The organism is Cellulomonas iranensis NBRC 101100 = JCM 18110, from assembly GCF_001552375.1.
In the GTDB taxonomy this organism is placed as follows: Bacteria; Actinomycetota; Actinomycetes; order Actinomycetales; family Cellulomonadaceae; genus Cellulomonas; species Cellulomonas iranensis.
In genome coordinates, this window is record NZ_BCRB01000006.1 from 49218 (window position 1) to 74406 (window position 25189).

Sequence of the window (25189 nt, forward strand, 5' to 3'; positions counted from 1 at the left end):
ATGCGCGACGCCGGAGCCCCGTCCCGAGCGCTGCTGCGCGCGGTGCTGCTCGGCGCCGCGGTCGCGCTGCCCGTCGTCGCGCTGGCGGTCGTCGTGCGCGGCGGGTCCAACGACGTCGTGCGGTTCGACGAGTCGACGGTCGTCGCGGCCACGGACCTCACGCGCGCGTCGCCGGCGCTGCGCACCGCGCTCGTGCTGTGGCAGGACGTCCTCGCGCCGCGGTGGCTCAACCTCGTCGTCGTGCCGCTCGTGTGCGTGTGGGCGTGGCGGCGCCACGGTCTCGGCGCGCGCGCGGCGTGGGCCGGGGCCACGGTCGCCGCCGGGTGGGCGCTGCAGCTCGCCGCCAAGGGCCTCGTGCAACGCGCACGGCCCGTGATCGAGGACGCGGTCGCGCACGCGCCCGGGTCGAGCTTCCCGTCCGGCCACGCGGCCGGCACGACCATGGCGGCTCTCGCCCTCACCGTCCTGGCGTGGCCGGCGCTGCGGCGGCGCGGCCGCGTGACCGCCGTCGCGGTCACGACGCTCGCGATCGTCGGCGCCGCGGCGGACCGCGTCCTGCTGGGCGTGCACTACCCGTCCGACGTCGTCGCCGGGACGCTGCTGGGCGTCGCGGTCGTCGGCGCGTCGTACGTCGGGTTCCGCGGCCGCGGCACCCACGACCCGGACGCCGCACCGGTGTCCGCCGGCCGCCCGGAGGGCGCATGAGCAGGTTCTGGCACCGCTGGGAGACCGACACCCGCGCCCCGTCGGGCCGCGAGTGGCGGCGTGACGTGCTGCGGCGCGCGCTGCTGCCCACGGCCGTGCTGTGGTGCGTCGTGGTGGGGACCGGCTTCCTCCTCACCGGTCCGCTGCACGGGCTGCCCGCGGAGGCGGCCGTCAACCGGTGGTTCGTCGACGCGCGCACGCCCGCCCTCGACACCCTCACCACGTGGCTCTCCGCGATCGGCCAGACCGAGCCGCTGATCGGCGCGTGCCTCGTCGGCATCGCGCTGACGTGGTGGCGCACGCGGCAGTGGTGGTACGCGACCGTGCTGGGGCTCGCGGTCGCGCTGCAGGCGGCGGTGTTCCTCAGCGCCGCGGCCGTGGTCGGCCGCGAGCGGCCCGACGTCGAGCACCTCGACCACGCGCCGCCGACGTCGAGCTTCCCGAGCGGGCACACCGGGGCCGCCGCCGCGTTCTACCTCACGCTCGCGCTCGTCGCGCAGCGCATCCGCCGCCCGGCGCTGCGGTGGACGGTCACGGTGCTGTGCGTGCTCGTGCCGTTCGCGGTCGGGACCGCGCGCGTCTACCGCGGCATGCACTCGGTGAGCGACGTGACCGTCGGGTTCCTCAACGGCGCGACCTGCGCCGTCATCGCGTGGGGCTACCTGCGGCGTTCGCCGCGGACGCCCGAGGAGGTCACGGACGCCCCCGGACCCGGCAGCAGCGTGCCGTCGCCCGCACCGGCCCGCTGAGCACCCCGGCACGTCGCGTGCCGGTGGCGCGGCACGCGCGGACTACCGTGGGGCCGTGGCCCTGTTCTCCCGACGCCGTCGCCTGCCCGACCCGCTGCGCCGCGCGCTCGACCTGCGCGCCGACGCGATCCTCGCGAGCGCACCCCTCACCGACGGACGCTGGGCGGTGACGGCGCGTCGCGCGCTGCACCTCGTGGGCGACGAGGGCGCGGTGCGCACGCCGTGGGCGGACGTCGACCGCGGGTCGCTCGACGCCGCGACGAGCACCCTCACGGTGCACTGGGTCAGCGGGGCGCGCACCGAGCTGCCGCTCGACCCCGAGGCGGACGCGTGGGACTTCGCGCAGTCGTTCCGCGAGCGCGTGCAGCAGTCGGTGGTGCACGTCGAGCACGTCGAGGTCCCCGGCGCCCGCGGCCCCGTCCGCGTCGCGCTGCGGCGCGACGAGCACGGCGACCTGTTCACGCAGGTCATCGGCGACGGGACCGTCGACCTGGGCGACCCGGCGGTCGCACGGGTCGTCGCCGCGGCCGAGGCGCACGTGCGCGCCGAGGCGGGCCTCGCGCGCTGAGCCCGTGCGACGTGGCGCACGTCGCACCGACCGCGGGCGGGACGGTGTCCGAGGCACCCTCGCGGGCCTGCTAGGGTTTTCCCGCACGATCCCCCGTAGCTCAATTGGCAGAGCATTCGACTGTTAATCGAAGGGTTACTGGTTCGAGTCCAGTCGGGGGAGCATCCACGAGGCCTCCGGCCCGCGTCACCGCGGGCCGGGGGCCTTCGTGCTTCCCGAGCCGGGACGGCGCCGCGCCGGCGCGCGCAACGGCAGCCGGTGCAGCACGACGTCCTCGACCGCGCCGTCGCGCAGCGTGAACGTCAGGTACGTGCACGCCGGCTGCCGGCGCCGGTCGGTGGGCGACCCGGGGTTGAGCAGGCGCGTCCCGCGCGGCGTCACGGAGTCCCACGGCACGTGGCTGTGCCCGAAGACGAGCAGGTCGAGGTCGGCGAACCGCTCGTCGCAACGGCGCTCGCGCCCGCCGGCCGCACCGGTCTCGTGGACGACCCCCACGCGGACGCCCGCGACGGTGGCCGTGGCGACCTCCGGGACGCGTGCGACGAGGCCCGCGGGGTCGTTGTTGCCGTGGCACGCGAGGAGCCGGGTCGCGCGGCGCTCGAACGCGTCGAGCAGGTCCTCGTCGACCCAGTCCCCCGCGTGCACCACGAGGTCCGCGTCGTCGACGGCGCGCCACACGGCGGGCGGCAGGTCGCGGGCCCGGGCCGGGACGTGCGTGTCCGCGACGGCCACGACCCGCACCGCGTCGGCGGCCGTCACCGCCACCCGCCGCGACGTCGGACCGGAGGCGCCGGGACGGCTGGGGCGACCGGGAGGGCCGGGACGCGTGTGGTCATCCCCCGATGCTCGCGCGCCACGCCCGCCGTCGCACCCGCGCCACCCCACGGGCACGGGCACGGGCACGGGCACGGGCACGGGCACGGGCACGGGCACGGGCACGGGAGGACCCTCGCCGCGGCAGCACGCCGGGGCTACGGTGACCCCATGACCCGCCTGCTGCTGCGCGCCGTCGTGTTCCTGGGCTCGGCCGCGCTCGGACTGCTCGCGGCCGCGCTGCTGGTCGACGGCGTGCGCGTGACCGCGTCCGGGTTCGTCGTCACCGTGGTGGTGTTCGCGGTCGCGCAGTCGCTGCTGGCGCCGTTGGCCGTGCGCGCGACCACGCGGTACGCCCCCGCGCTGCTCGGCGGCGTCGGTGTCCTGTCGACGTTCGTCGCGCTGCTGCTCGCACGGCTGCTCACGTCAGGGCTGCGCATCTCGGGGGTCGCGGCGTGGGTCCTCGCGACGCTCGTCGTGTGGGTCGTGACCGCGCTCGCGACGATCGTGCTGCCGCTCGTGCTGCGACGCGAGGACCGGCCCGCGGACGGCCCTCCCGCCGCGGCCGGACGACGGCGCGGCGGCCGCGCCTGACGCGACGCCGGCCCGTCCGCGCGACGGCGTGCGACCGGGCGGTCCCGGCACGCTCGAACACGCCCCTGACCTGCACGGACACCAGCGTCACCGACGGGGCTGGACGAACGTCCGCGCAGGCCTCACACTGACGACGTCCGTGCGCCGGACGCCGGGCTCCCGCCCCGTCGGCACGGGCCCTGCCGCGCCCCGCACCGCCGTTCCCCCTGCTTCTCCCCCGCTCCGCCCCGCGCGCCGTCGGACGCCCTCCGACGCCCGCCCGGGGACGTCGTGGACCCCGCACGCCCCACCCCGCTCGACCCCCGCTCGTCTCCCCCGTCACCACCCGTCGTCCGGCCCGTCCTGGCCGGGGAAGGACCCGTCGTGCTGCGCTCCGTGGCCGCCCACCTCTCGCTCGACGTGCACGCACCGCTCGAGCTGCTGCTGTCCGTGGCCGTCGCGGAGGGGCCCTTCGACCGCACCGAGACGCTGCACGTGCGGTCCGACGACGCACCGCTCGACGTGCAGGAGATCAAGACGCCGCACGGCGGACGCGTGCACCGCGTGCTGGCGCCCGCCGGGCGCGTCGTCGTCGACTACCAGGCGACCGTCGTGGGGCGGTCCGTCACGACGCCCGTCGAGGACGTCGACCTGGTCGAGTACCGGCGCCCGAGCCGCTACGCCGAGTCCGACCGGCTGCTCGCGTTCGCACGCGACCAGTTCCGCGGCCTGTCCGGCGCCGCGCTGCTCGACGCCGTGGTCGCGTGGGTGAACAACCACGTCACCTACCTGTCGGGGTCGAGCCTGCCGACCGACGGTGCGACCGACACGCTGCTCAAGCGTCGCGGCGTGTGCCGCGACTTCGCGCACCTCGTGGTCGCGCTGCTGCGCGCCTGCGACACGCCCGCGCGGCTCGCGGCCGTGTACGCGCCGGGCCTGCGGCCCATGGACTTCCACGCCGTCGCCGAGGCGTACGTCGAGGGCGCGTGGCACGTGGTCGACGCGACCCGGCTCGCGCCGCGCGGCTCGCTGCTGCGCATCGCGACCGGGCGCGACGCGACCGACACCGCGTTCCTGTCGTACTACGGCGGCAGCCTGCGGCTGCGTGCCCTCACGGTCACGGCCGTGAGCGACACGCGTGTCGAGGACGACGGCACGGGGCTCGTCACGCTGGGCTGAGCGCGGACGCCGCCGCGGGGGCGTCCGACGTGCGGGAGCCCCGGGTCAGGCGCTCTCGCGCAGCGACCGACGGCGCGCCTCGAGCTCGAGGAGCTCGCCGAGCAGCGCGCGCTGCTCCCCCGCGTCGGCCGCCGCGTCGAGCCGCTGCAGGCGGCCGCGCACGTCGGCGATCCGGCGCGTGTACCCGATGTCGACGAGCCGCATGACGACGCCGCGCACGTAGCCCGGCAACGACTCCGGGCGGTCCTCGGGCAGCGGGGCGACCGACATCTCGGTGAGCAGCGGGCGCACCGGCTCGGCGGCCTCCTCGAGCACCGCGCCGACCCACGCGGCCTCGCCGCCGCGTGCCACCAGGTCGGCGGCCGCGCTCACGCCGCCCGCCGCGCGGACGGCCTCGTGCACGGCGCGGTAGGCCGGTGCCGTGCACGCGTCGGGCGCGAGCGCGTCGAAGTCCGGCGGGACGAGCGTGGGGTGCTGCAGCACGACCTCGAGCGCCGTGCGCTCGACCTGCGCGACGGGGTCGCGGCGGTCGGGCGCGGTCATGCGCGCGACCGGCACGGGTGCGGGTGCCGCGTCGCCCGCGACCGGCCGCCGGGCGTCCCGCTCGGGCCCGGGCCGCGCACCCGGGCGTGCACCGCGCCGGGACGCGTCGGACACCGCACGCCGCACGGCCGCGACGTCGTCCATGCCCAGCCACCCGGCCAGCAGACGCTCGTACTCGGGCCGCAGCGCCGAGTCCCGGATGCCCGCGACCACGGGGGCCGCGGCACGCAGCGCCCCGACGCGCCCCTCGGCGGTCGTGAGGTCGTGCGCCGCGAGCGTCGAGCGGATGACGAACGCGAACAGCGGCTGCCGCGTGCTCACCAGCGCGCGCACCGCGTCCGGGCCGCGCGCCTGCCGCAGCTCGCACGGGTCCATGCCCGACGGCTCGACGGCCACGAACGTCTGCGCGCTGAACGCCTGGTCCTCGCCGAACGCGCGCAGCGCGGCCTTCTGACCGGCCGCGTCGCCGTCGAACGTGAACACGATCTCGCCGCCCACCGACGACCCGCCCGCGAGCTGCACGCCCCCGGCGCCGCCCGCGTCGCCCACGAGCCGCCGCACGATGCGCGAGTGGTCGGACCCGAACGCGGTGCCGCACGTCGCGACCGCGGTGGGCACGCCCGACAGGTGCATCGCCATGACGTCGGTGTAGCCCTCGACGACCACGACCTGCTTGGCCTTGGCGATCTCCCGCTTGGCCAGGTCGATGCCGTAGAGCACGTGCGACTTGCGGTAGAGCGGCGTCTCGGGGGTGTTGAGGTACTTCGGTCCGTTGTCCTCGTCGTACAGGCGCCGCGCGCCGAAGCCCACGGTGTCGCCGGTGACCTCGCGGATCGGCCACACCAGGCGCCCGCGGAACCGGTCGTACACGCCGCGCTGCCCCTGGCTCACGAGCCCGGACGCGGTGAGCTCGGCCTCGGTGAACCCGCGCCCGCGCAGGTGACGCAGCAGCGCGTCCCAGCCCTGCGGCGCGTACCCCACGCCGAACGTCTCGGCGGCCGTACGGTCGAACCCGCGCTCCGACAGGAACGCGCGCGCGGCCGCGGCCTGCGGCGTCACGAGCTGCTCGCGGTAGAACTCCTCGGCGACGCGGTGCGCGTCGAGCAGCCGCCGACGACGACCGGGCTCCTCGCCGGGGCGCGTCGGGCCGCCGTCCTCGTAGCGCACCTGGAGGCCGACGCGCGACGCGAGGTACTCGACCGCGTCGGTGAACCCCAGCCCGTCGACGGCCTGGACGAACGCGATGACGTCGCCGCCCTCGCCGCACCCGAAGCAGTGGTAGCGCCCCACCTGGGGGCGCACGTGGAACGACGGCGTGCGCTCGTCGTGGAACGGGCACAGGCCCTTGAGGGAGCCGACGCCCGCGGGCCGCAGCGCGACGTGCGCGCCCACGACGTCCTCGATCCGGACGCGCTCGCGGACGGCCTCCACGTCCTCCCGCCGGATCCGTCCCGCCACGGGCGTGAGTCTAGGCGTCCGCGGGCGTGGTCGGATCGCGGCGACGGGCGGCCGGGTGTCGAATGTGGCGACCGTCGCTCGTCATGGCGACGACCGGGCGGCACGCGCCCGCGGCACGAGGAGGACGACGTGGAGTACCTGCTGCTCATCTGCACCGACCCCGACGGCGAGGACGCCGCCCCCGGGGACCCGACCATCGAGGAGTGGGGCGCCGACGTCGACGCGCGCGGCGTGTGGCGGCACGGCGACCGGCTGCGCCCCGTGGAGGCCGCGACGACCGTGCGACGCCGCGGCGACCGCGTGGTGCTCACGGACGGCCCGTTCGCGGAGACCCGCGAGCAGATCGCGGGCTACGACGTGATCGACTGCGCGGACCTCGACGAGGCGCTCGCGGTCGCGGCGGCGCACCCGATGGCGCGCGCGGGACGCATCGAGGTGCGCCCCGTGTGGCCGCTGGGCGCCGACGACTGAGCGCACGGTTCCGTCCGTCGCGGCGTCAGTGCCGCGGCGGGCGGACCAGCCGGGAGTGCCACGCGACCGCCGACACGTCGGTGAGGGACGCGACCTGGTCGACGACGACGCGCAGGCGTGCGGCGTCGTCGCCGGCCGCGCGCCAGTCCGCCGCGAACGGCGGCTCGAGCGCGTCCGGGCCGCGGTCGGCCAGCACGGTCACCAGGTCGTGCAGCACGTCGCGCTGCCGCTGGTACAGCGGCTCGAGCTCGCGCGGCGCCATGACGTACGCGACCGCGAGGCCCTTGAGCACGAGGATCTCGGCGAGCGTCTCGTGCGGGACGACGAGCTCGGCGGCGTAGCGGGTCAGCGGGCCGTCGCCGTAGCGCGCGCGGGTCGCCTGCTGCGCGGCCTTCGCGAACCGTCCGATGAGCTGGCTGGTCGCGTCCTTGAGGACCGCGAGCGCGCGCCGCGACCCGTCGAAGCCCGGCTCCCAGAGCCGCGCCGCCACCAGGCGGTCCATCGCGGCCTCGAGCTCCGGCCCGGACACCTGCGCGCCGTACCAGGTGTCGACCGCGTCGAGCACGCGGGCACGCTCGTCGGGGCGCGTGAGCACGCCGAGGTCGACGCGGTCGCCGACGACCGCGTCCTCGACGTCGTGCACCGAGTACGAGATGTCGTCGGCGAGGTCCATGACCTGCGCCTCGAGGCACTTGCGTCCCTCGGGCGCGTCGGCCCGCAGCCACGCGAACACCGGCAGGTCGTCCTCGTAGACGCCGAACTTGTGCGTGGGACGCCCGCTCGCCGGGCTCACCGGGCCCTGCCCGTAGCGCCACGGATACTTGACCGAGGCGTCGAGGCTCGCGCGCGTGAGGTTGAGGCCGACCGACGTGCCGTCGGGAGCGACGACCTTGGGCTCGAGGCGGGTCAGCAGGCGCAGGGTCTGGGCGTTGCCCTCGAAGCCGCCGATGCCGCGCGCGAGCTCGGCGAGCGCCCGCTCGCCGTTGTGGCCGAACGGCGGGTGGCCCAGGTCGTGCGCGAGGCACGCGGTGTCGACGACGTCGGGGTCGCACCCCAGCGCCTTGCCGATCTCGCGGCCGACCTGCGCGACCTCGAGCGTGTGCGTGAGGCGCGTGCGCACGAAGTCGTCCGTGGAGGGTCCGAGCACCTGGGTCTTGGCGCCGAGGCGGCGCAGCGCCGAGGAGTGCACGAGTCGCGCGCGGTCCCGCTCGAACGGCGTGCGCTCACGCGACTTCTCCCCCTCGGCGAGCCAGCGGTCGCGGTCGGCGGCGCAGTAGCCGTCGAGGTCGCGGACGGTGGGGTCGAGGGCTGTCACGTGCCCAGGGTAGGCGTGGCGCCGCCCACGACCGGCGCGACGCCCGTCTAGAGCTCCGTGCCCACGGGGTCCGCGAGCACGATTCGTCAGCGCGCCGAGCAGCGACGCCAGCGGGCCGCGCCGCGCCCGCGTCCCCTCGCCGCTCGTGCCAGGGAGGGCAGCGGGACCGCTCAGCCCTTGACCGAGCCCGCCGTGAGCCCGCCCACGATGTACTTCTGCAGGAACAGGAAGAGCAGCAGCACCGGCAGCGCGGCGATCACCGCACCGGCCGCGAACAGCCCCCAGTTGGCCTCGAGCAGCGACGACACCCAGCCGTACAGCCCGACGGCCACGGTCCAGTTGCGCTCGGACTGCAGCACGAGGCGCGCGATGATGAACTCGCCGAACGTCGCGATGAACGACAGCAGCGCGACGACCGCGAGGATCGGCGTGACGAGCCGCAGGATGATCGTCCAGTAGGTCTGCGCGTGCGTCGCGCCGTCGATCTTCGCGGCCTCGTCGAGCTCGCGCGGGACGGTGTTGAAGAACCCGTACATGAGGAACGTGTTCACGCCGAGCGCGCCGCCCAGGTAGACGGCGATGAGCGCGAGCTTGCTGTTGAGGCCGAGCGACGGGACGACGTTGCCGAGGCCGATGAGCAGCAGGAAGATCGCGACGAACGCGAGCATCTGCGGGAACATCTGGATGATGAGCAGCGCCGTGAGGCCCGCGCGGCGCCCCGTGAACCGGAACCGCGAGAACGCGTAGGCGGCCGCGGCGCCCATGAGGACCGTGCCGACGCCGGTGGCGATCGCGATCTGCAGGGAGTTGCCGAGCCACGTCCAGAACATCGTGCCGCCGAGCGCCTCGTAGTTGGCGGGGCTGAGCGACGCGAACAGCCGGTTGGAGCCCGTGAGCGTGCCGCCGTCGGTGAGCGAGGCGGAGATGACGTAGACGATCGGGAACACCGCGTACACGACGGCGACGACCCCGACGAGGTGCCGCCACCCGAGCTCGGCGAACCAGCGGTGCGGACGCATCCGGGGGGCGGCGGCGCGGGCCGCGGCGGTGCGCGTGGGCGTGACGTGCGACGTGGTCATCAGCTGATCTCCTCGAACTGCTTGGTGCGCTTGAAGGTGATCGCGGAGATCGTCGCGACGATGACGAAGATGACGATCGACAACGCGCTGGCCAGGCCGTAGTTCTTCGCGGCCGTGCCGTCGAGCCCGGACACCGAGTAGACCATCGAGATGAGGATGTCGGTGTGGCCGAGCGGCACGGACGCGTCGGCGAACCGCGGCCCGCCGCCCGTGAGCATGTAGATGAGCGTGAAGTTGTTGAAGTTGAAGGCGAAGGACGAGATGAGCAGCGGTGCGGTCGCGACCAGCAGCAGCGGCAGCGTGACCGAGCGCCACGTGCGCATCGCGCTCGCGCCGTCGACCTTGGCGGCCTCGAGCACGTCGGACGGCAGGGACTGCAGGGCCCCGGTGCAGATGAGGAACATGTACGGGAACCCGAGCCACAGGTTGACCCCGAGCACCGAGAGCTTCGCGAGCCACGGGTCGGTGAGCCACGGCACCGCGGCCCCGCCGAGCAGCACCTGGTTGACGAACCCGAAGGACCGGTTGAGCAGGCCGGACCACAGCAGCGCCGCGAGGAACCCCGGGATCGCGTACGGGAAGATCAGCAGCGTGCGGTAGATCTTGCGCCCGCGCAGCCGCGTGTCGTTGAAGGTGATCGCGAGGAACAGCCCCAGCAGGAACGTCGTGACGACGGACAGGATCGCGAACGCGAACGTCCACGCCAGGATGCGCAGGAACGGCCCCGCGTAGCGCTCGTCGCCGAACGCGGTGCGGAAGTTGTCGAAGCCGACCATGACGCGCCAGCCGACGTTGAGCCGCTGGCCGTCGTCCGACTGGAACCAGCCCTCGGACGTCGCGCGGTACACCGTGCCGGTGGCGACGTCGGTCATCGTGTCGGCCTCGGGGTCCCACGTGAGCGACGGCGTCGACACGAAGCCGGTGCGCGCGTCCTGCGTGCGGATCGAGCCGTCGTTCGGGTCGTCGGAGACGGGCACGCGCAGCGCGGTGACCTCGGCCTGCCGGGCCAGGATCTCCTGGCGTCCCAGCACGGTCGCGTCGGGCACCTGCGTGACCCGGCCGTCCTCGACCGTCGCGCCGTCGGCCGCGGCGAGCGGCTGGTCGGCCGTGCCGACGAGCGCCTCGTCGTCCTCGACGACCGCGAAGCCCAGCTGCCCGCCGCGCTCGACGACCGTCAACGGGTACGAGGCCGAGCCCTCGACGCGGCGCTCGTTCTGGATGAGCAGCGCCTCGACGGCCTGCTCCTGGGTGGAGTTGTGGCCGTCGCCGTAGTTGGTGAACGCGACGAACCCCGTGTAGGCGACGACGTACACCTGGTAGACCAGCAGGAACGCGAGCCCGGGCAGGATGTACTTCATCGGCAGCGAGCGCCGCGAGAAGTACACCCAGTCGGCGACCGCGACGAGCGCGACCATCGACACGAGGATGCCCATGCTGCCCTCGCGCCACGCCGCGAGGATCCCGAACACGCCGAGCGCGTTCACGACCGCCATGAGTGCGATCTTCACGAGCGTGCCGGGCCGGACGGGGCCGCGCCCGGGGCCGCGGCCCGCGCGGCGGTCGGTGGGGCCGGACGGACCCGGTGGTGTGACGGCGTCGCTCGTGCCGTCGACCGTGGGAGCCTGCGTGGACATCGCGCGCCTTCCGAGCGGTGGAGGTCGGCGCGTCGGTGCGCCGCAGAAGGTGGACCGGACCGCCCGGCCGCGCCGCGGGGGGATCCGCGGCGCGACCGGAGCGAGGGGGTCAGGAGCCGATGGCTCCCTGGATGTCGGCGATCATCTTGTCCCACGCCGCGACCGGGTCGGCCTGGCCGGAGATGATGTTCGCCTCGGTGACGCCCCAGAAGGCCCAGACGGAGCCCATCTCGGGGATCGAGGGCATCGGGACCGCGTCGGCGCCGACGGCCGCGAAGCCGGCGGTGATCGGGTCGGCGGACGCCTGCTCGGCGGCCGACTTGAGCGCCGGCGGGCGGTTGCCGGCCTCGTAGAGCGCGAGCTGCGCCTCGTCGGTCGCGATGTAGTTGACGAGGAAGTCGTTCGCCAGGAGCGCCTTGTCGCTCTGCGCCGAGACGTAGAACCCCTGGACGCCGACGAACGGCTGCGCGGCCTGCGGCCCGGCCGCGGGGACCGGGTCGATCGCGAGGTCGAGGTCCGCGAACTGCTCGAGCATCCACGGGCCGCCGACGATGAACGGCGACTCGCCGTTCTTGAACGCCTCGACCGCGATGTCGTACGTGATGTCGGTCGACAGCACGCCCGCCGCGCCCTGCGCCTGCAGCCACGTCGCGAACGCCTGCCCGGGCGCGCCGCCCATGGCGAGGTCGGCCGTGTACGAGCCGTCCGCGTTCTGCGCGAACACGGGCGCGCCGAACGACGTCTGCAGCGGGTAGTACGTGTACGGGTCGCCCTCGGTGCTCGTCTGGATGAGGAACGGGTACTTGGTGCCGGCGGCCTGCCCGGCGGCCACGGCCTCGTCCCACGTCGCGGGCGCGGTCGCGGCCAGCGCGGTGTTCCGGATGAGGGCGATGTTCTCGATCGCGTAGGGCAGGCCGTACACCTGGCCGTCCTGCGTGAACGCCTGGATCGCGACGTCCTCGAAGTCGGCGGTCTTGTCGCCGAGCTCGATGGGGGCGACGACGCCGTTGGTGGTGAGCTCGCCGAGCCAGTCGTGCGCGCCGACGGTGATGTCGGGGCCCTCGCCCGTGGGGACCTGCGCGAGGAAGTCCGCGCGGATGTCCTCGAAGTTCTTGAGCACGAGCTCGACGTCCACGTCGTTCTCGTCCTCGAACGCCTTGGCGGCCTGCTCGACCGCGTCCTTCCGGGTCTCGTCGACCCAGACGACGAGGCCGTCGCCCGAGCCGCCGTCGGCCGTGCTGCCGGGCGTCGAGCCGCCCGTGGTGTCGTCGCTGGAACCGCCGCACGCCGTGAGCGTGAGTGCGAGGCCGAGCGCCACCGCTGCGGCCGGGATGCCTCGTCGCATCGTTCGTCTCCTGTAGTCGTTCGACTCACCGACGCCGGTCGTGCCGCCGTCGGCCCATGACGTGAAGGTAGGTGCGTTGCACCCGTTGCTGCAAATCGTTACGGTAACTTTCAGGCAACGGTTTCACAGCGTGCTCCGCACGAGGAGCGGCACCAGGACGAGGAGGTCCGATGACCCCGACTACGCTGCCGTCTGTGCGCACACGACTGACCGACCTGGCCGAGCAGGCCGGGGTGAGCACCGCGACGGTGTCGCGCGTGCTCAACGGCAAGCCGGGCGTGTCCGCGCAGGCGCGGCAGGCGGTGCTCACGGCGCTCGACATGCTCGGCTACGAGCGGCCCGAGAAGCTGCGGATGCGCTCCGCCGGTCTCGTCGGGCTCGTGGTCCCCGAGCTCACCAACCCCGTGTTCCCCGCGTTCGCGCAGATCATCGAGACCATGCTCAGCGACCGCGGGTACACGCCGCTGCTGTGCACGCAGTCCCCCGGCGGCACCACCGAGGACCAGTACGTCGAGCTGCTCATGGAGCACTCCGTCGACGGCATCGTCTTCGTGTCGGGCCTGCACGCCGACACCACCGCCAGCAAGGACCGGTACCACCGGCTGCGGGGGCGCGGCGTGCCGCTCGTGCTCGTCAACGGCTATGCCGAGGGCGTGGACGCCCCGGCGGTGTCGACCGACGACTCCGCCGCGATGGACCAGGCGTTCCGCCACCTGTACTCCCTCGGCCACCGTGCGATCGGGCTCGCCGTCGGGCCCACGCGCTTCGTCCCTTCGCAGCGTAAGCGCGACGCGTTCGTCTCGCTCCTCGAGAAGCACCTCGGGGCCACCGACGCCGACGCGCACGTCGTCTCGACGCTGTTCACGGTCGAGGGCGGCCAGGCCGCCGCGACCGAGCTGTTCGCGTCGGGGCACACCGCGGTCGTCTGCGGCTCCGACCTCATGGCGCTCGGCGCCGTGCGCGCCGCTCGCCAGCTCGGCCTGCGCGTCCCCGAGGACGTGTCGGTCGTCGGGTTCGACGACTCGCCCCTCGTGGCGTTCACCGACCCGCCGCTGACGACCGTGCGCCAGCCCGTCGCCGCGATGGGCCACGCCGCGGTCTCGGCTCTCGTCGCCGAGATCACCGGCACGCGCGCCGCGCGCGCCGAGCTGCTGTTCCACCCCGAGCTCGTCGTGCGCGGCTCGACCGGCAGCGCACCCGCGGCGCCCGCGGACGCGCCCGTCGCCGCCGCGGTCCCCGCCGCGCGCTGACTGCGCGCGTCGTCCCCGCCCGACCCCCGGCGCCCCCGTGGGCCCCGGCGGCGCCCTCCGCGCCGTCCCCCGACCCCGCACCCTGCAGGAAGGCACCCCGTGACCCTCGCGTCCCCCTCGACCGAGCTCATCGCGCACCACCCCGACACCGGGACGCAGTGGTGGCGCACCGCCGTCATCTACCAGGTCTACCCGCGCTCGTTCGCGGACGCGTCGGGCGACGGCGTGGGTGACCTGCCCGGTGTCACGTCGCGCCTCGAGCACCTCGTCGACCTCGGCGTCGACGCGGTCTGGCTCTCGCCGTTCTACCGCTCGCCGCAGGCCGACGCCGGGTACGACGTCGCCGACTACCGCGACGTCGACCCGCTGTTCGGCACGCTCGCCGACGCCGACGCGCTCGTCGCGCGCGCGCACGAGCTCGGCCTGCGCGTCATCGTCGACCTCGTGCCGAACCACACGTCCGACGAGCACGTGTGGTTCCAGGCCGCGCTCGCCGCCGGCCCGGGCTCGCGCGAGCGCTCCCGCTACCACTTCCGCGACGGCCGGGGCGAGCACGGCGAGCTGCCGCCCAACAACTGGGAGTCGATCTTCGGCGGCCCCGCGTGGACGCGCACGACCGACCCCGACGGCACGCCCGGCCAGTGGTACCTGCACCTGTTCGACAGCAAGCAGCCCGACCTCAACTGGGACGACCCCGAGGTCCGCGAGGAGTTCGAGGACGTCCTGCGCTTCTGGCTCGACCGCGGCGTCGACGGGTTCCGTGTCGACGTCGCGCACGGCATGGTCAAGCAGCCGGGCCTGCCCGACTGGGACGGCCACGTCACGATGATCGAGGGCTCCGACGACGTCGACGGCGTCGACGCGGTCGACGGCTCGGGCAACCGCGGACCGATGTTCGACCAGGACGGCGTGCACGAGATCTACCGCGCGTGGCGTCGCGTGCTCGACACGTACGACGGCGACCGCGCCATGGTCACCGAGGCGTGGGTCGAGCCGCTGAGCCGCCTCGCGCGCTACGTGCGGCCCGACGAGGCGCACCAGTCCTTCAACTTCGCGTTCCTCGCGGCCGGCTGGCACGGTCCGTCGCTGCGCCGCGTGATCACGTCGTCGTACGCGGCCAACGACGCGGTCGGCGCACCGACCACGTGGGTGCTGTCGAACCACGACGTCGTGCGCCACGCGTCCCGCCTGGGGCTGCCGGACCCGACGCACCGCCCCAACGGCATCGGCCACGGCGACGAGCAGCCCGACGCCGCGCTCGGCCTGCGGCGCGCCCGCGCCGCGACGCTGCTCATGCTCGGGCTCCCCGGCTCGGCGTACGTCTACCAGGGCGAGGAGCTCGGGCTGCCCGAGCACACCGCGCTCGACGACGACCTGCGCCAGGACCCCGCGTTCTTCCGCACGGGCGGCGGCGAGCGCGGCCGCGACGGCTGCCGCGTGCCGCTGCCCTGGGAGGGCGACGCGCCCGGCCTGGGGTTCTCCCCCACCGGCGCCACGTGGCTGCCGCAGCCCGCCGAGTGGGCCGAGCTCGCCGCCGACCGGCAGCGCCGCACCGACGGGTCGACGTACGAGCTGTACCGCTCGGCGCTGCGCACGCGCCGCACCGAGGACCTCGGCGCGGGCGGCCTGGAGTGGCTCGAGGGGCACGGCTCCGAGCACGTCCTGGCGTTCCGCAACCGCGACGTCGTGGTGGTCGCGAACCTCGACGACGAGGCCGTCGCGCTGCCCGCGGGCGCGCAGGTGCTGCTCGCGTCCGGCCCGCTCGACGGCGGGTTGCTCCCGGCCGGCACGACGGTCTGGCTGCGCGCGTCCTGACGCCGGCGCCACGCTCGACGACGGCCCGGTCGCCCCACGGCGGCCGGGCCGTCGGCGTCACGCCAGGGTCGCGGCGACCGCCTGCTCGACGACCGCGGGCAGGCCGCCGTCGCGCGCCCAGCCGCGCTGCTCGTCCGCACCCGTGCCGCGCTCCCACAGCCGGGCCAGCAGGTCCTGCACGGTCGTGAGGTCACCCGCGTCGACGAGCGCGGGTCGCACGTGGTCGAGCAGCGCGACGACCGCGTCACGCGCCGGCACCGGCGTCATCGACGGCGGCACCAGCAGGTCGCCCGCGAGGCCCGAGCGCGCGGCCCGCCACGTCGCGGCCCGCAGCGGCTCGACCCGGTGCACGGCGGGGGGCACGCCGTCGGACGCCTCGCGCGCCGCCGTCTCGACCAGACCGCGGCACAACGCGGCGACCAGCACCGCGTCGTCGGCGCGCAGGCACACGTCCGCGACGCGCAGCTCGACCGTCGGATAGCGCTGCGACAGCCGGGCGTCGAAGTAGATCATGCCGGCGTCGAGCGCCACGCCGGAGGCCACCAGCCCGGCGACGGCCTCGTGGTACGCCGCGGCCGAGCCGTAGACCGCTGTCGGCCCGGCGGTCGGCCAGCGGTTCCACTGCTGCGCCCGGACCGACGCGTACCCCGAGTCCTCGCCGCGCCAGTACGGCGAGTTCGCGCTCAGCGCGAGCAGCGTCGGCAGCCACGGCCCGATGCGGTCCAGCACCGCGACGCCCTCGTCGTCGTCCGCGACCGCGACGTGCACGTGGCACCCGCTCGTGAGCTGCTCGCGGACCGTCAGCGCGTAGGCCTGCGCGATGGCCTCGTACCGCGCGCCGTGCGTCAGCGTCGTCGGGCCGGGCAGCGGCGACGTCGCGAGCGCGACGAGCCGCGCGTCGGCCGCGAGCGCGGCGTCCGACGCGCGGCGCCGGCCCGCCCGCACCTCGTCGGCCACGTCGGCCAGGTCGACGCGCGGCGGCGTGCCGGTCTCGACCTGCTGCTCCTGCAGCTCGTGCTCGAGACCGCCGCCGGGCGTCGGGTCCTGCTCACCCCCCGAGCGCTCGAACGCGCGCACGGCCGCGTCGGCCACGCCCGTGGGCACACCCTGCCCGTCGACCAGCAGGTACTCCTCCTCGACACCGATGCTCCGCACGCCGTGCAGTCTGCTGCCCCGCGGGCGGGTGCGCGCGCCGAGCCGCTGCGTAGGCTCTCCCGGTGCCCGCGACGACCGCCCCCGGACCGACCGACCCGGACGCGCACGCCGCGCGCGTGCGCGTCGCCTACGACACGGTCGCGGACGCGTACGCGGCCCTCCTGCCGGGCACCGAGGCCGAGACGCCCCTCGACCTCGCGACCGTGGGGGCGTTCGCGACGCTCGTCGGCACGACGGGCCCGGTCGCGGACATGGGGTGCGGCGCGGGCCGCATGACCGCGCACCTCGCCGCGCTCGGGCTCGCGGCGCACGGCCTCGACCTGTCGTCCGCGATGGTGGCCGCCGCGCGCCGCGCACACCCGACGCTGCCGTTCGTGGTCGGGTCGCTGGCCGCGCTGCCGTACGCCGACGTGTCGCAGGCCGGCGTGCTGGCCTGGTACTCGCTGATCCACGTGCCGCCCGCGCAGCTGCCGGGCGTCGCCGCCGAGCTGCACCGCGTGCTCGCACCCGGCGGGCACCTGCTGGTCGGCGTCCAGGCGGGCGACGGACCGCGGCACCTGTCCCGCGCCTACGGGCACGACGTCGACCTGGACGCCTGGCTCTGGCGGCCGGACGAGCTGGCCGGCGTGCTCACAGGCGCCGGGCTGGACGTGCGGGCGCGGGTCGTGCGCGAGGCCGAGGCGCACGAGCGGCACGCGCAGGCGTTCCTGCTCGCGCGCCGACCGGGCTGAGCGGCCGGCGCGGCCCGCGGCACGGGGCCGGTGGTCGACGTCCGCGTCAGCCGCCCGAGACCGACAGCTCGGCCTCGTGCAGGTCGCGCCGGAACTCCTCCGACAGCTCGCGCGAGTCGAGCCACCCGTACGGCAGGATCGGACGCTTGGGCGACCCGGCGCGGCCGCGCGGACCCTCGGCGGCCTCGCCCGGGTACGGCTGGTCGAGGTCGAGCCCCGCGAGCCGGTCGTCGAGCTCGGCGAGCGACGACACGAGCCCGAGCTGGGCGCGCGTCTCGCCGCCCACCACGTAGCCCTTGAGGTACCAGGCCATGTGCTTGCGCATCTCGCGCAGCGCCTTGCCCTCGTCGCCGAACGTGTCGACCATGAGCTCGGCGTGCCGACGGACGACCTGCGCGACCTCGCGCAGCCCGGGCCGCACGCGCACGTCGGACCCCGCGAACGCCGCCGCGAGGTCGGCGAACAGCCACGGTCGACCCTGGCAGCCGCGACCCACCACCACGCCGTCGCAGCGCGTGTGCGCGACCATCGCGAGCGCGTCCTCGGCCGACCAGATGTCGCCGTTGCCGAGCACCGGGATGTCGGTGACCGCCTCCTTGAGGGTGGCGATCGCGTCCCAGTCGGCCGTGCCCGAGTAGTAGTCGGCGGCGGTGCGCCCGTGCAGCGCGACCGCCGCGACGCCCGCGTCCTGCGCGACGAGCCCGGCCTCGACGTACGTGAGGTGGTCCTCGTCGATGCCCTTGCGCATCTTCACGGTCACCGGCACGCCGTGCGGGCGCGCCGCGTCGACGGCCGCGCGGACGATGGCCGCGAAAAGGTCCCGCTTCCACGGGAGCACCGCGCCGCCGCCGCGGCGCGTCACCTTGGGCACGGGGCAGCCGAAGTTCAGGTCGACGTGGTCGGCGCGGTCCTCCTCGACCAGCAGCCGGACCGCCGCGCCGACCGTGGTCGGGTCGACGCCGTAGAGCTGCACCGAGCGCGGCACCTCGTCGGGCTCGAACGCGATGATCCGGAACGACTCGGGGCTGCGCTCGACGAGCGCGCGGCTCGTCAGCATCTCCGCGACGTACAGCCCGGCCCCCGACTCGCGGCACAGCCGCCGGAACGCCGCGTTCGTGACACCGGCCATCGGTGCGAGCACGACGGGCGTGTCGACCGTGATCGGCCCGATGCGCAGCGGCGGGAGCGCGGGGCTCGCGCCGGTCACGGGCGTGGCGGGGACGGGGGTGGACGCGGGCACCCGCCCATTGTCCCCCACGGCCCCGCCGCGGCCCACGCCCGCACCCCGCAGCGGTTGTGACGGCCCGTACGGCGCGGCTAGCGTCCCGGCGTGACCGACCTGCCCCCGCCCCCGCCCGGCGCCGTGCGCATCGACTTCCGCGGGGGCGCCACGCCGCTGCTGACCGTGGGCGTCGCGCTGGCCGCGCTGCTCGCGGTCGGCTGCGGCGTCATGCTCGCCGGCCCGCTGACCTCGGAGAACGACGACCCGACCACGATCGCCGTGGCGCGGGTCGTGCTGATCTGCGGCGTGCTGCTGTTCGGTGCGGTGGCCCTGGGCGGGGTCGTGACGCTACGGAACCTGCGGCGCCCGGCCGGCCTGCTCGTCGACCACGACGGCCTGGACTGGTGGCAGGGGCACGACCGCGTACGGCTCGCGTCGTGGGACGAGGTCGGCGCGGTCGCGGTGTCCTACATGCGCAAGCCCGTCGCCCTGAGCGCGGGTGCCGCGATCGGCAACGCGCTGATCGGCGTGCAGGGCTGGTCGCTCGAGATCTGGATGAGCGAGGCGACGCTCGGCGGCCGGTCGCGACGGCTCCTGCACGTGCCGGCCGATCCCGCCCCCGTCGACGGGCTCCCGCCCGTGCGCTACCGGCTGTTCCTCGCACCGTCGCCCGACGTCGCGCGGGCGACCGCCGAGGCCGTCGCCGCGGCCGCACCGCAGCGCTGGATCGGCACCGTCGAGCGGCCGTGGAACCCGGTTCCCGGCAGCTGACGACGCCGTGGGGCCTCCGCCCGCCGACCGGCGACGACACGCGGGTCCGCGCGGGGCGGCGCGCTCGTCAGCCGTCGGGCGCCCACCGCGCGAGCAGGTCGCGGAACCGGTCCGCGACCTCGGCGCGGCGCGGCTCCTCGGGCGTGCCCCCCGCACCCCCGGCGAGCGCCGCCTCGGCGCCCGCGAACCGCGCCTCGACCCACGCGCGCAGCACGTCCGGCACGACGCCGTCGCCGAGCTCGCGCGTGACGGCCTTGGCCGCGACGAGGTCGTCGACGGCCGCGCGGACCTCGGCGGGCGGCGGCGCCTGGTCGAGCAGCTCGCCGAGGTTCATGGGTGGCGTGGGCGCGTCGTGCGCCGCGAGCCAGTGCAGGACGGCGGCGGGCCGGACCGCGTAGAACACCCGCTTGAGCGGCACGCGCGCGCCGTCGGCGGCGCCGCTGCGACGCCAGTGGTCCGTGCCGACGTGCAGGTGGTGACGCACCAGCCCGGCGCGGTCGCCGACCGCGTCGACGAGCGCCAGCAGCTCGTCGCGGAAGCCCGCCTCCCCGCCGTACACGAGCGGGGACCGCAGCCACTCGCCGACGGTGGCGTTGCCCTTGACCGCCAGCCGTACCGCCTTGAGCACGTCCCAGCCGCTGACGTCGAGGACCGCGTCGAGCGGCGTCTCGACCACGTCGCGCGGCGGCCACGGGTCCAGGTAGCGCGCGACCGGGCGGACGTACAGGAAGCGGCAGTCGTAGTCCGAGTCGGGCGACGGGAAGCCCCAGGCCCGGCTCCCGGACTCGACCGCCCAGGCGACGTGGACGCCCTCGGCCGCCGCGACGCCGGCCAGGCGCGCGTCGACCGCGGCCACGACCGCGGGGTCCAGGGACCCCGGCAGGTCGTGGCCGCGCGGCGCGACGCGCGGCGCGCCGGGCACGACGTCAGGCGCCGACGAGGCGCTGCGCGAGGTAGGCCGTGACCCGGTCGAGCGCGACCCGCTGCTGCGACATGTCGTCGCGGTGGCGGATCGTCACGGCCTGGTCCTCGAGCGTGTCGAAGTCGACCGTGATGCAGAACGGCGTGCCGATCTCGTCCTGCCGGCGGTACCGGCGGCCGATCGCGCCGGCGTCGTCGAAGTCGACGTTCCAGCTGCGCCGCAGCTCGGCGGCGAGGTCGCGCGCCTTGGGGCTGAGCGCCTCGTTGCGCGACAGCGGCAGCACGGCGGCCTTGACCGGCGCGAGGCGCGGGTCGAGCTTGAGCACCGTGCGCTTGTCGACGCCGCCCTTGGTGTTGGGGGCCTCGTCCTCGTGGTACGACTCCACGAGGAACGCCATGAGCGAGCGGGTGAGGCCCGCGGCCGGCTCGATGACGTACGGCACGTAGCGCTCGTTCTTGGCCTGGTCGAAGAACGACAGGTCCTGGCCCGAGTGCTCGCTGTGCGTGCCGAGGTCGAAGTCGGTGCGGTTGGCGATGCCCTCGAGCTCGCCCCACTCGCTGCCGGTGAAGCCGAACCGGTACTCGATGTCGACCGTGCGCTTGGAGTAGTGCGAGAGCTTCTCGGCGGGGTGCTCGTAGTGGCGCAGGTTCTCGCGGTCGATGCCGAGGTCGACGTACCAGTCGGTGCGGGTGTCGATCCAGTACTGGTGCCACGTCTCGTCGGTGCCGGGCTCGACGAAGAACTCCATCTCCATCTGCTCGAACTCGCGCGTGCGGAAGATGAAGTTGCCGGGCGTGATCTCGTTGCGGAACGACTTGCCGATCTGGCCGATGCCGAACGGCGGGCGCATGCGCGCCGAGGTGTAGACGTTCTTGAAGTTCACGAAGATGCCCTGCGCGGTCTCGGGGCGCAGGTAGTACAGGCCCGACTCGTCCTCGATCGGGCCGAGGTACGTCTTGAGCATCATGTTGAAGTCGCGGGGCTCGGTCCACCGGCCGCGCGTGCCGCAGTTGGGGCAGGCGATGTCGCCGAGGCCGTGCTCCGGCGCGCGGCCCTTCTTGGCCTCGTACTCCTCGACCAGGTGGTCCTCGCGGAACCGCTTGTGGCACGAGAGGCACTCGGTCAGCGGGTCGGTGAACACGCCGACGTGGCCCGAGGCCACCCAGACCTGCCGCGGCAGGATGACGGACGAGTCCAGGCCGACGACGTCCTCGCGGCTCTGGACCATCGCGCGCCACCACTGGCGCTTGATGTTCTCCTTGAGCTCGACGCCCAGCGGTCCGTAGTCCCACGCGGAGCGGGTGCCGCCGTAGATCTCGCCGCTGGGGAACACGAATCCCCGGCGCTTGGCGAGGGAGACGACGGCGTCGAGACGGGACGGTGCGGCAGCCACGGTGGTTCTTCTCCTGGGTCGAGGAAGCCCGCGGCTGGGTGCCGCGGGGGACAACCGGGACAGGCTATCGGTCGCGCGTGCGGGACCTCCGGACCGGACCGGTCCGCGCGGCGGCGGGGAGACTGTTTTGACAACGGTTCTCGCCAACCTGAGAATGGGTCTCATGTCGAGCAGCATCCGCCGCACCCCCCTCCGCTCCCGCACCGCGACCCTCGCGGCCGCGCTCGCCGTCCCCGTGCTCGCCCTCGGGGCGTGCTCGACCGCCGCGGGCGGCGACGACGGGACCCTCAGCGTCCTCGCGTCGTTCTACCCGTTGCAGATGGTCGCCGAGCAGGTCGGCGGCGACCGCGTCGACGTCGGCTCGCTGACGCCGCCCGGCGCCGAGCCGCACGACGTCGAGCTCTCGCCCGCGCAGGTCGCGTCCGTCGCCGCCGCGCAGCTCGTCGTCTACCAGTCGGGCTTCCAGGCCGCCGTCGACGCCGCCGTGTCCGAGGCCGGTCCCGCGCACGTCGTCGACGCCGCCGAGGTCGCCGACCTCGAGACGACCGCGCAGGAGGGCCACTCGCACGAGCTCGGCGAGGACGACGAGCACGCCGACGACGCCCACGACCACAGCGGGCTCGACCCGCACTTCTGGCTCGACCCCACGCGCATGCCAGCCGTGGCCGACGCCGTCGCCGACGCGCTGAGCGAGATCGACCCCGACGGCGCCGACACCTACCGCGCCAACGCCGCCGCGCTCGGCACACGCTTCGGCGAGCTCGACGACGCGTACGCCGCCGGGCTGGCCACGTGCGAACGCCGCACGGTCGTCACGACGCACGAGGCGTTCGGGTACCTCGCGCAGCGCTACGACCTCGAGCAGGTCGGCATCGCGGGCGTCGACCCCGAGACCGAGCCCTCGCCCGCACGGCTGCGCGAGGTCGGCGACCTCGTCCGCGCCGAGGGCGTCACGACGATCTTCTTCGAGACGCTCGCGTCCCCGAAGGTCGCGCAGACCCTGGCGTCCGACCTCGGGGTCGAGACCGCCGTCCTCGACCCGATCGAGGGGCTGACGGACGACGCGCAGGACTACTTCTCGATCGCGCAGGCGAACCTCGAGGCCCTGCGCGTGGCATTGTCCTGCTCGTGAACGCGATCGACGCCACCGACGTCCACGTGACGCTGGGCGGCCAGCCCATCGTCCGCGGCGTCGACCTCGCGGTGCCCCCCGGCCAGGTCGTCGCCCTGCTCGGCGCCAACGGCTCCGGCAAGTCCACGCTCGTGCGCGCGCTGCTCGGCGTCGTGCCGCTCGCGTCCGGCGACGTCCGGCTCCTGGGCGAGCCGCTCGGCCGCGGCGTGCCGTGGCAGCGCGTCGGGTACGTGCCGCAGCGCATGGCCGCCGCGGGCGGCGTCCCGACCACGGCGCTCGAGGTCGTCGTGTCCGGCCTGCTGCACGGCCGTCGGCTGCGCCCCCCGCGCGACCGGCGTGCCCGCGCGACCGCGGCGCTCGCCGCGCTGGGCGTCGAGGACCTCGTCGACCGGCGCGTGCAGGAGATGTCCGGCGGGCAGCAGCAGCGCGTGCTGATCGCGCGCGCCCTGGTCCGCGAGCCCGCACTGCTGGTGCTCGACGAGCCGACCACGGGCATCGACCTGCCGACGCAGGACACGTTCGTCACGGCGCTGTCGCGGCTGCGCGACGCCGGCACCACGGTCGTCGTCATCCTCCACGAGATCGGGCCCTTCGCGCCGCTCATCGACCGGGCCGTCGTCCTGCGGCACGGCCGCGTCGTGCACGACGGCCCGCCGCCGCCCGCGCGCGGCGAGCACGGTCACGCCGAGCACGACCACCTGCACCCGCACGCCGACCCCGAGCCGCCCGCCGACGGCCCCGACCTCACGCTGGAGGTGACCCCGTGAGCGCGTGGGACCAGGTGCTGACACTGCTCGGCTCGCCGCTCATGCAGCGCGCGCTGATCGCCGCGGTGCTCGTCGGCGCCGCCGCACCCGTCGTCGGCACGTTCCTCGTGCAGCGCCGCATGGCGCTCATGGGCGACGGGATCGGGCACGTCGCGCTGACGGGCGTCGCGCTCGGGTGGCTCGTGGGCAGCTGGGCGGCCGTCTCCCCCGCCGACGCCCTCGCGGTACCCGGCGCGGTCGTGGCGGCCGTCGTCGGGTCCGTCGTGATCGAGCTCGTGCGCGAGCGCGGCCGCACGAGCGGCGACCTCGCGCTCGCGATCATGTTCTACGGCGGCATCGCCGGCGGCGTGCTCCTCATCAAGGTCGCCGGCGGCACCAACGCCAACCTCATGAGCTACCTGTTCGGCTCGATCTCGACCGTCTCGACCGGTGACCTGTGGTGGACCGTCGCCCTCGCGGTCCTCGTGCTGGGCGTGGGCGTCGGCCTGCGCTGGACGCTGTTCGCCGTGAGCCACGACGAGGAGTTCGCGCGCGCCAGCGGGCTGCCGGTGCGCCTGGTGTCGATGCTCGTCGCGACGCTCGCCGCGCTCACCGTGACCATCGCGATGCGCGTGGTCGGGCTGCTGCTGGTGAGCGCGCTCATGATCGTGCCCGTCGCCGTCGCACAGCTCTACGCGCGCTCGTTCGGCCGCACCATGGCCGTGGCCAGCGGGATCGGCGTCGCCGTGAGCGTCGTGGGGCTCGTCGTCACGTACTGGAACGACGTGCCGCCGGGCGCGACGATCGTGGTGCTCGCGATCGTCCTCTACGCGCTCTCGGCGCTGCTGCACCCCGTCCTCGCACGCCGGCGCACCGCGCACGACCCGCACCCCGACATGTCCGACGACGTGCTCGTGCCGGCCGTCGACGCGGCGTGCGCACCGGACGCCGGGCACGAGGCCCCCACGGCGCCGCGACGGCCGTGAGGCCGCGCCCGCGCGCGACGTAGGATCGAACGGTGACGCTGGCACAGGTCCTGCAGGGGTACGGCCTCGACGGGATGCCCGTCGCGGTCGCGTTGCTGTGCCTGTTCGTCATCGTCCTGGCCCGTTCCCACCTCACCTACTGGGCGGGACGCGGCGTCGCGCGTGGTGCGCGCTACGAGGGCGAGCACCGCCACGGGCCCGCCTGGTGGCAGCGCACGGTCGACCGCACGGCACGCCTGACGTCGACGCCCGCGGCCCGCCGCGGGGTCGCGCTCGTGCACCGCTGGGGCCCGGTGGCGGTGACCGTGGCCTACGTGACCGTCGGTGTGCAGACGGCGGTCTTCGCGGCGGCCGGCCTCGTGCGCATGCCCTACCTGCGCTTCACGCTCGCGTCGCTGCCCGGCGCGGTCGCGTGGGCGGTGATCTGGGGGACCGTCGGGATCGGCGCGGTCTGGGGCGCCCTGAACCTGGCCACCGGGTCGCCGTGGGGCCTCGTCGTCCTGGGAGCAGTCCTCGCCGCGGTCGCCGCCGGCGTGATCACCGCGGCACGTCGACGCACGACGGCCCCCGCCGAGGCCGCCGCCGTCGACGAGCCGGCGTCCTCCGGCTCACGCTGACGCCCGCCGCGCCCGCG

General features: G+C 75.1%; 24 protein-coding genes and 1 tRNA gene. 15 read left to right on the forward strand and 10 right to left on the reverse strand.

The genetic code is table 11. The annotated features are described in order from the left end of the window. The 4 genes from CS2_RS01950 (at position 1) to CS2_RS01965 (ending at position 2184) form a co-directional block, all read left to right on the forward strand. On the forward strand, positions 1-705 hold the full coding sequence (locus tag CS2_RS01950; RefSeq protein ID WP_082739653.1) for a phosphatase PAP2 family protein: 705 nt from the start codon (positions 1-3) through the stop codon (positions 703-705). Continuing rightward, positions 702-1454 carry a phosphatase PAP2 family protein gene (locus CS2_RS01955; RefSeq protein WP_082131369.1) on the forward strand — a complete coding sequence of 251 codons (753 nt, stop codon included), beginning with the start codon at positions 702-704 and terminating at the stop codon, positions 1452-1454. The genes CS2_RS01950 and CS2_RS01955 overlap by 4 nt, the downstream gene beginning before the upstream one ends. 55 nt (positions 1455-1509) lie before the next feature. Continuing rightward, positions 1510-2022, forward strand: coding sequence for a hypothetical protein (locus CS2_RS01960; protein ID WP_070318667.1), 513 nt, complete (start codon positions 1510-1512; stop codon positions 2020-2022). A gap of 89 nt (positions 2023-2111) precedes the next feature. Then, a tRNA-Asn gene (locus CS2_RS01965) sits at positions 2112-2184 on the forward strand. A 24-nt stretch (positions 2185-2208) separates the two neighbouring features. On the opposite strand, the gene CS2_RS01970 is transcribed toward CS2_RS01965, so the two are convergent. Continuing rightward, positions 2209-2781, reverse strand: coding sequence for a metallophosphoesterase family protein (locus CS2_RS01970; protein ID WP_217997348.1), 573 nt, complete (start codon positions 2779-2781; stop codon positions 2209-2211). Positions 2782-3006: 225 nt separating this feature from the next. Between CS2_RS01970 and CS2_RS01975 the strand changes: the two genes are divergently transcribed. Next, on the forward strand, positions 3007-3429 hold the full coding sequence (locus CS2_RS01975; protein ID WP_070318668.1) for a phage holin family protein: 423 nt from the start codon (positions 3007-3009) through the stop codon (positions 3427-3429). Between the two features lie 363 nt (positions 3430-3792). Continuing rightward, a complete protein-coding gene (locus tag CS2_RS01980) occupies positions 3793-4587 on the forward strand; it encodes a transglutaminase-like domain-containing protein (RefSeq protein WP_046528633.1) in 795 nt (264 codons plus the stop codon). Between the two features lie 45 nt (positions 4588-4632). Here the strand turns inward: CS2_RS01980 and dnaG are convergent, their stop codons facing one another. Then, positions 4633-6588, reverse strand: coding sequence for a DNA primase (gene dnaG, locus CS2_RS01985; protein ID WP_046528634.1), 1956 nt, complete (start codon positions 6586-6588; stop codon positions 4633-4635). Between the two features lie 129 nt (positions 6589-6717). On the opposite strand from dnaG, the gene CS2_RS01990 reads away from it, so the two are divergent. After that, positions 6718-7059, forward strand: coding sequence for a YciI family protein (locus CS2_RS01990; RefSeq protein WP_070318669.1), 342 nt, complete (start codon positions 6718-6720; stop codon positions 7057-7059). A gap of 25 nt (positions 7060-7084) precedes the next feature. Here CS2_RS01990 and CS2_RS01995 read toward each other — a convergent pair whose 3' ends face one another. The 4 genes from CS2_RS01995 to CS2_RS02010 form a co-directional block, all read right to left on the reverse strand. After that, positions 7085-8374: a deoxyguanosinetriphosphate triphosphohydrolase gene (locus tag CS2_RS01995; RefSeq protein ID WP_070318670.1), complete on the reverse strand. Its 1290-nt coding sequence runs from the start codon at positions 8372-8374 to the stop codon at positions 7085-7087. A gap of 170 nt (positions 8375-8544) precedes the next feature. Further along, positions 8545-9453 carry a sugar ABC transporter permease gene (locus CS2_RS02000; protein ID WP_070318671.1) on the reverse strand — a complete coding sequence of 303 codons (909 nt, stop codon included), beginning with the start codon at positions 9451-9453 and terminating at the stop codon, positions 8545-8547. Continuing rightward, entirely contained in the window at positions 9453-11087 is a 1635-nt protein-coding gene (locus CS2_RS02005; RefSeq protein ID WP_070318672.1) for an ABC transporter permease subunit, read from the reverse strand. Before CS2_RS02005 ends, CS2_RS02000 begins: the two co-directional genes overlap by 1 nt. 109 nt (positions 11088-11196) lie before the next feature. Further along, a complete protein-coding gene (locus CS2_RS02010) occupies positions 11197-12432 on the reverse strand; it encodes a sugar ABC transporter substrate-binding protein (RefSeq protein WP_070318673.1) in 1236 nt (411 codons plus the stop codon). A 170-nt stretch (positions 12433-12602) separates the two neighbouring features. Here CS2_RS02010 and CS2_RS02015 point away from each other — a divergent pair, with 170 nt between their 5' ends. Further along, positions 12603-13682 carry a LacI family DNA-binding transcriptional regulator gene (locus CS2_RS02015; RefSeq protein ID WP_070318674.1) on the forward strand — a complete coding sequence of 360 codons (1080 nt, stop codon included), beginning with the start codon at positions 12603-12605 and terminating at the stop codon, positions 13680-13682. 99 nt (positions 13683-13781) lie between these two features. Beyond that, positions 13782-15497, forward strand: a complete 1716-nt coding sequence (locus CS2_RS02020) for a glycoside hydrolase family 13 protein (RefSeq protein WP_070318675.1) — start codon at positions 13782-13784, stop codon at positions 15495-15497. Between the two features lie 57 nt (positions 15498-15554). Here CS2_RS02020 and CS2_RS02025 read toward each other — a convergent pair whose 3' ends face one another. Next, positions 15555-16652, reverse strand: a complete 1098-nt coding sequence (locus CS2_RS02025) for a carboxylate-amine ligase (protein ID WP_070318676.1) — start codon at positions 16650-16652, stop codon at positions 15555-15557. A gap of 62 nt (positions 16653-16714) precedes the next feature. Between CS2_RS02025 and CS2_RS02030 the strand changes: the two genes are divergently transcribed. Further along, positions 16715-17383, forward strand: a complete 669-nt coding sequence (locus CS2_RS02030) for a class I SAM-dependent methyltransferase (RefSeq protein WP_070318677.1) — start codon at positions 16715-16717, stop codon at positions 17381-17383. 46 nt (positions 17384-17429) lie between these two features. Here the strand turns inward: CS2_RS02030 and dusB are convergent, their stop codons facing one another. Further along, the gene (gene dusB, locus CS2_RS02035) at positions 17430-18623 is read right to left on the reverse strand and encodes a tRNA dihydrouridine synthase DusB (protein WP_046528644.1); all 1194 of its coding nucleotides are present in this window, start codon (positions 18621-18623) and stop codon (positions 17430-17432) included. Positions 18624-18713: 90 nt separating this feature from the next. Here dusB and CS2_RS02040 point away from each other — a divergent pair, with 90 nt between their 5' ends. Then, a complete protein-coding gene (locus CS2_RS02040) occupies positions 18714-19376 on the forward strand; it encodes a hypothetical protein (protein WP_070318678.1) in 663 nt (220 codons plus the stop codon). Positions 19377-19443: 67 nt separating this feature from the next. Here the strand turns inward: CS2_RS02040 and CS2_RS02045 are convergent, their stop codons facing one another. Both CS2_RS02045 and CS2_RS02050 read right to left on the reverse strand, forming a co-directional pair. Further along, a complete protein-coding gene (locus CS2_RS02045; RefSeq protein WP_233421033.1) occupies positions 19444-20298 on the reverse strand; it encodes a nucleotidyltransferase domain-containing protein in 855 nt (284 codons plus the stop codon). A 4-nt stretch (positions 20299-20302) separates the two neighbouring features. Continuing rightward, complete coding sequence (locus CS2_RS02050) at positions 20303-21691, reverse strand: glycine--tRNA ligase (protein WP_070318679.1); 1389 nt, start codon at positions 21689-21691, stop codon at positions 20303-20305. Positions 21692-21854: 163 nt separating this feature from the next. On the opposite strand from CS2_RS02050, the gene CS2_RS02055 reads away from it, so the two are divergent. From CS2_RS02055 to CS2_RS02070, 4 genes are read left to right on the forward strand one after another with little or no spacing between them, the layout of a single operon-like run. Continuing rightward, positions 21855-22823 carry a metal ABC transporter substrate-binding protein gene (locus tag CS2_RS02055; RefSeq protein WP_156441950.1) on the forward strand — a complete coding sequence of 323 codons (969 nt, stop codon included), beginning with the start codon at positions 21855-21857 and terminating at the stop codon, positions 22821-22823. After that, entirely contained in the window at positions 22820-23590 is a 771-nt protein-coding gene (locus CS2_RS02060; protein ID WP_052748231.1) for a metal ABC transporter ATP-binding protein, read from the forward strand. The genes CS2_RS02055 and CS2_RS02060 overlap by 4 nt, the downstream gene beginning before the upstream one ends. Positions 23591-23631: 41 nt before the next feature. Then, a complete protein-coding gene (locus CS2_RS02065) occupies positions 23632-24555 on the forward strand; it encodes a metal ABC transporter permease (RefSeq protein WP_163275799.1) in 924 nt (307 codons plus the stop codon). A gap of 32 nt (positions 24556-24587) precedes the next feature. Continuing rightward, the gene (locus tag CS2_RS02070; protein ID WP_233421034.1) at positions 24588-25172 is read left to right on the forward strand and encodes a DedA family protein; all 585 of its coding nucleotides are present in this window, start codon (positions 24588-24590) and stop codon (positions 25170-25172) included. Positions 25173-25189 lie beyond the last annotated feature (17 nt).

What these genes read in the sequence shown, in the direction of transcription:
- CS2_RS01950 (WP_082739653.1), top strand. Translation starts at nt 1, where the DNA reads ATGCGCGACGCCGGAGCCCCGTCCCGAGCGCTGCTGCGCGCGGTGCTG.
- CS2_RS01955 (WP_082131369.1), top strand. Translation starts at nt 702, where the DNA reads ATGAGCAGGTTCTGGCACCGCTGGGAGACCGACACCCGCGCCCCGTCG.
- CS2_RS01975 (WP_070318668.1), top strand. Translation starts at nt 3,007, where the DNA reads ATGACCCGCCTGCTGCTGCGCGCCGTCGTGTTCCTGGGCTCGGCCGCG.
- CS2_RS02000 (WP_070318671.1), bottom strand. Translation starts at nt 9,453, where the DNA reads ATGACCACGTCGCACGTCACGCCCACGCGCACCGCCGCGGCCCGCGCC.
- CS2_RS02005 (WP_070318672.1), bottom strand. Translation starts at nt 11,087, where the DNA reads ATGTCCACGCAGGCTCCCACGGTCGACGGCACGAGCGACGCCGTCACA.
- CS2_RS02010 (WP_070318673.1), bottom strand. Translation starts at nt 12,432, where the DNA reads ATGCGACGAGGCATCCCGGCCGCAGCGGTGGCGCTCGGCCTCGCACTC.
- CS2_RS02015 (WP_070318674.1), top strand. Translation starts at nt 12,603, where the DNA reads ATGACCCCGACTACGCTGCCGTCTGTGCGCACACGACTGACCGACCTG.
- CS2_RS02055 (WP_156441950.1), top strand. Translation starts at nt 21,855, where the DNA reads ATGTCGAGCAGCATCCGCCGCACCCCCCTCCGCTCCCGCACCGCGACC.
- CS2_RS02065 (WP_163275799.1), top strand. Translation starts at nt 23,632, where the DNA reads ATGCAGCGCGCGCTGATCGCCGCGGTGCTCGTCGGCGCCGCCGCACCC.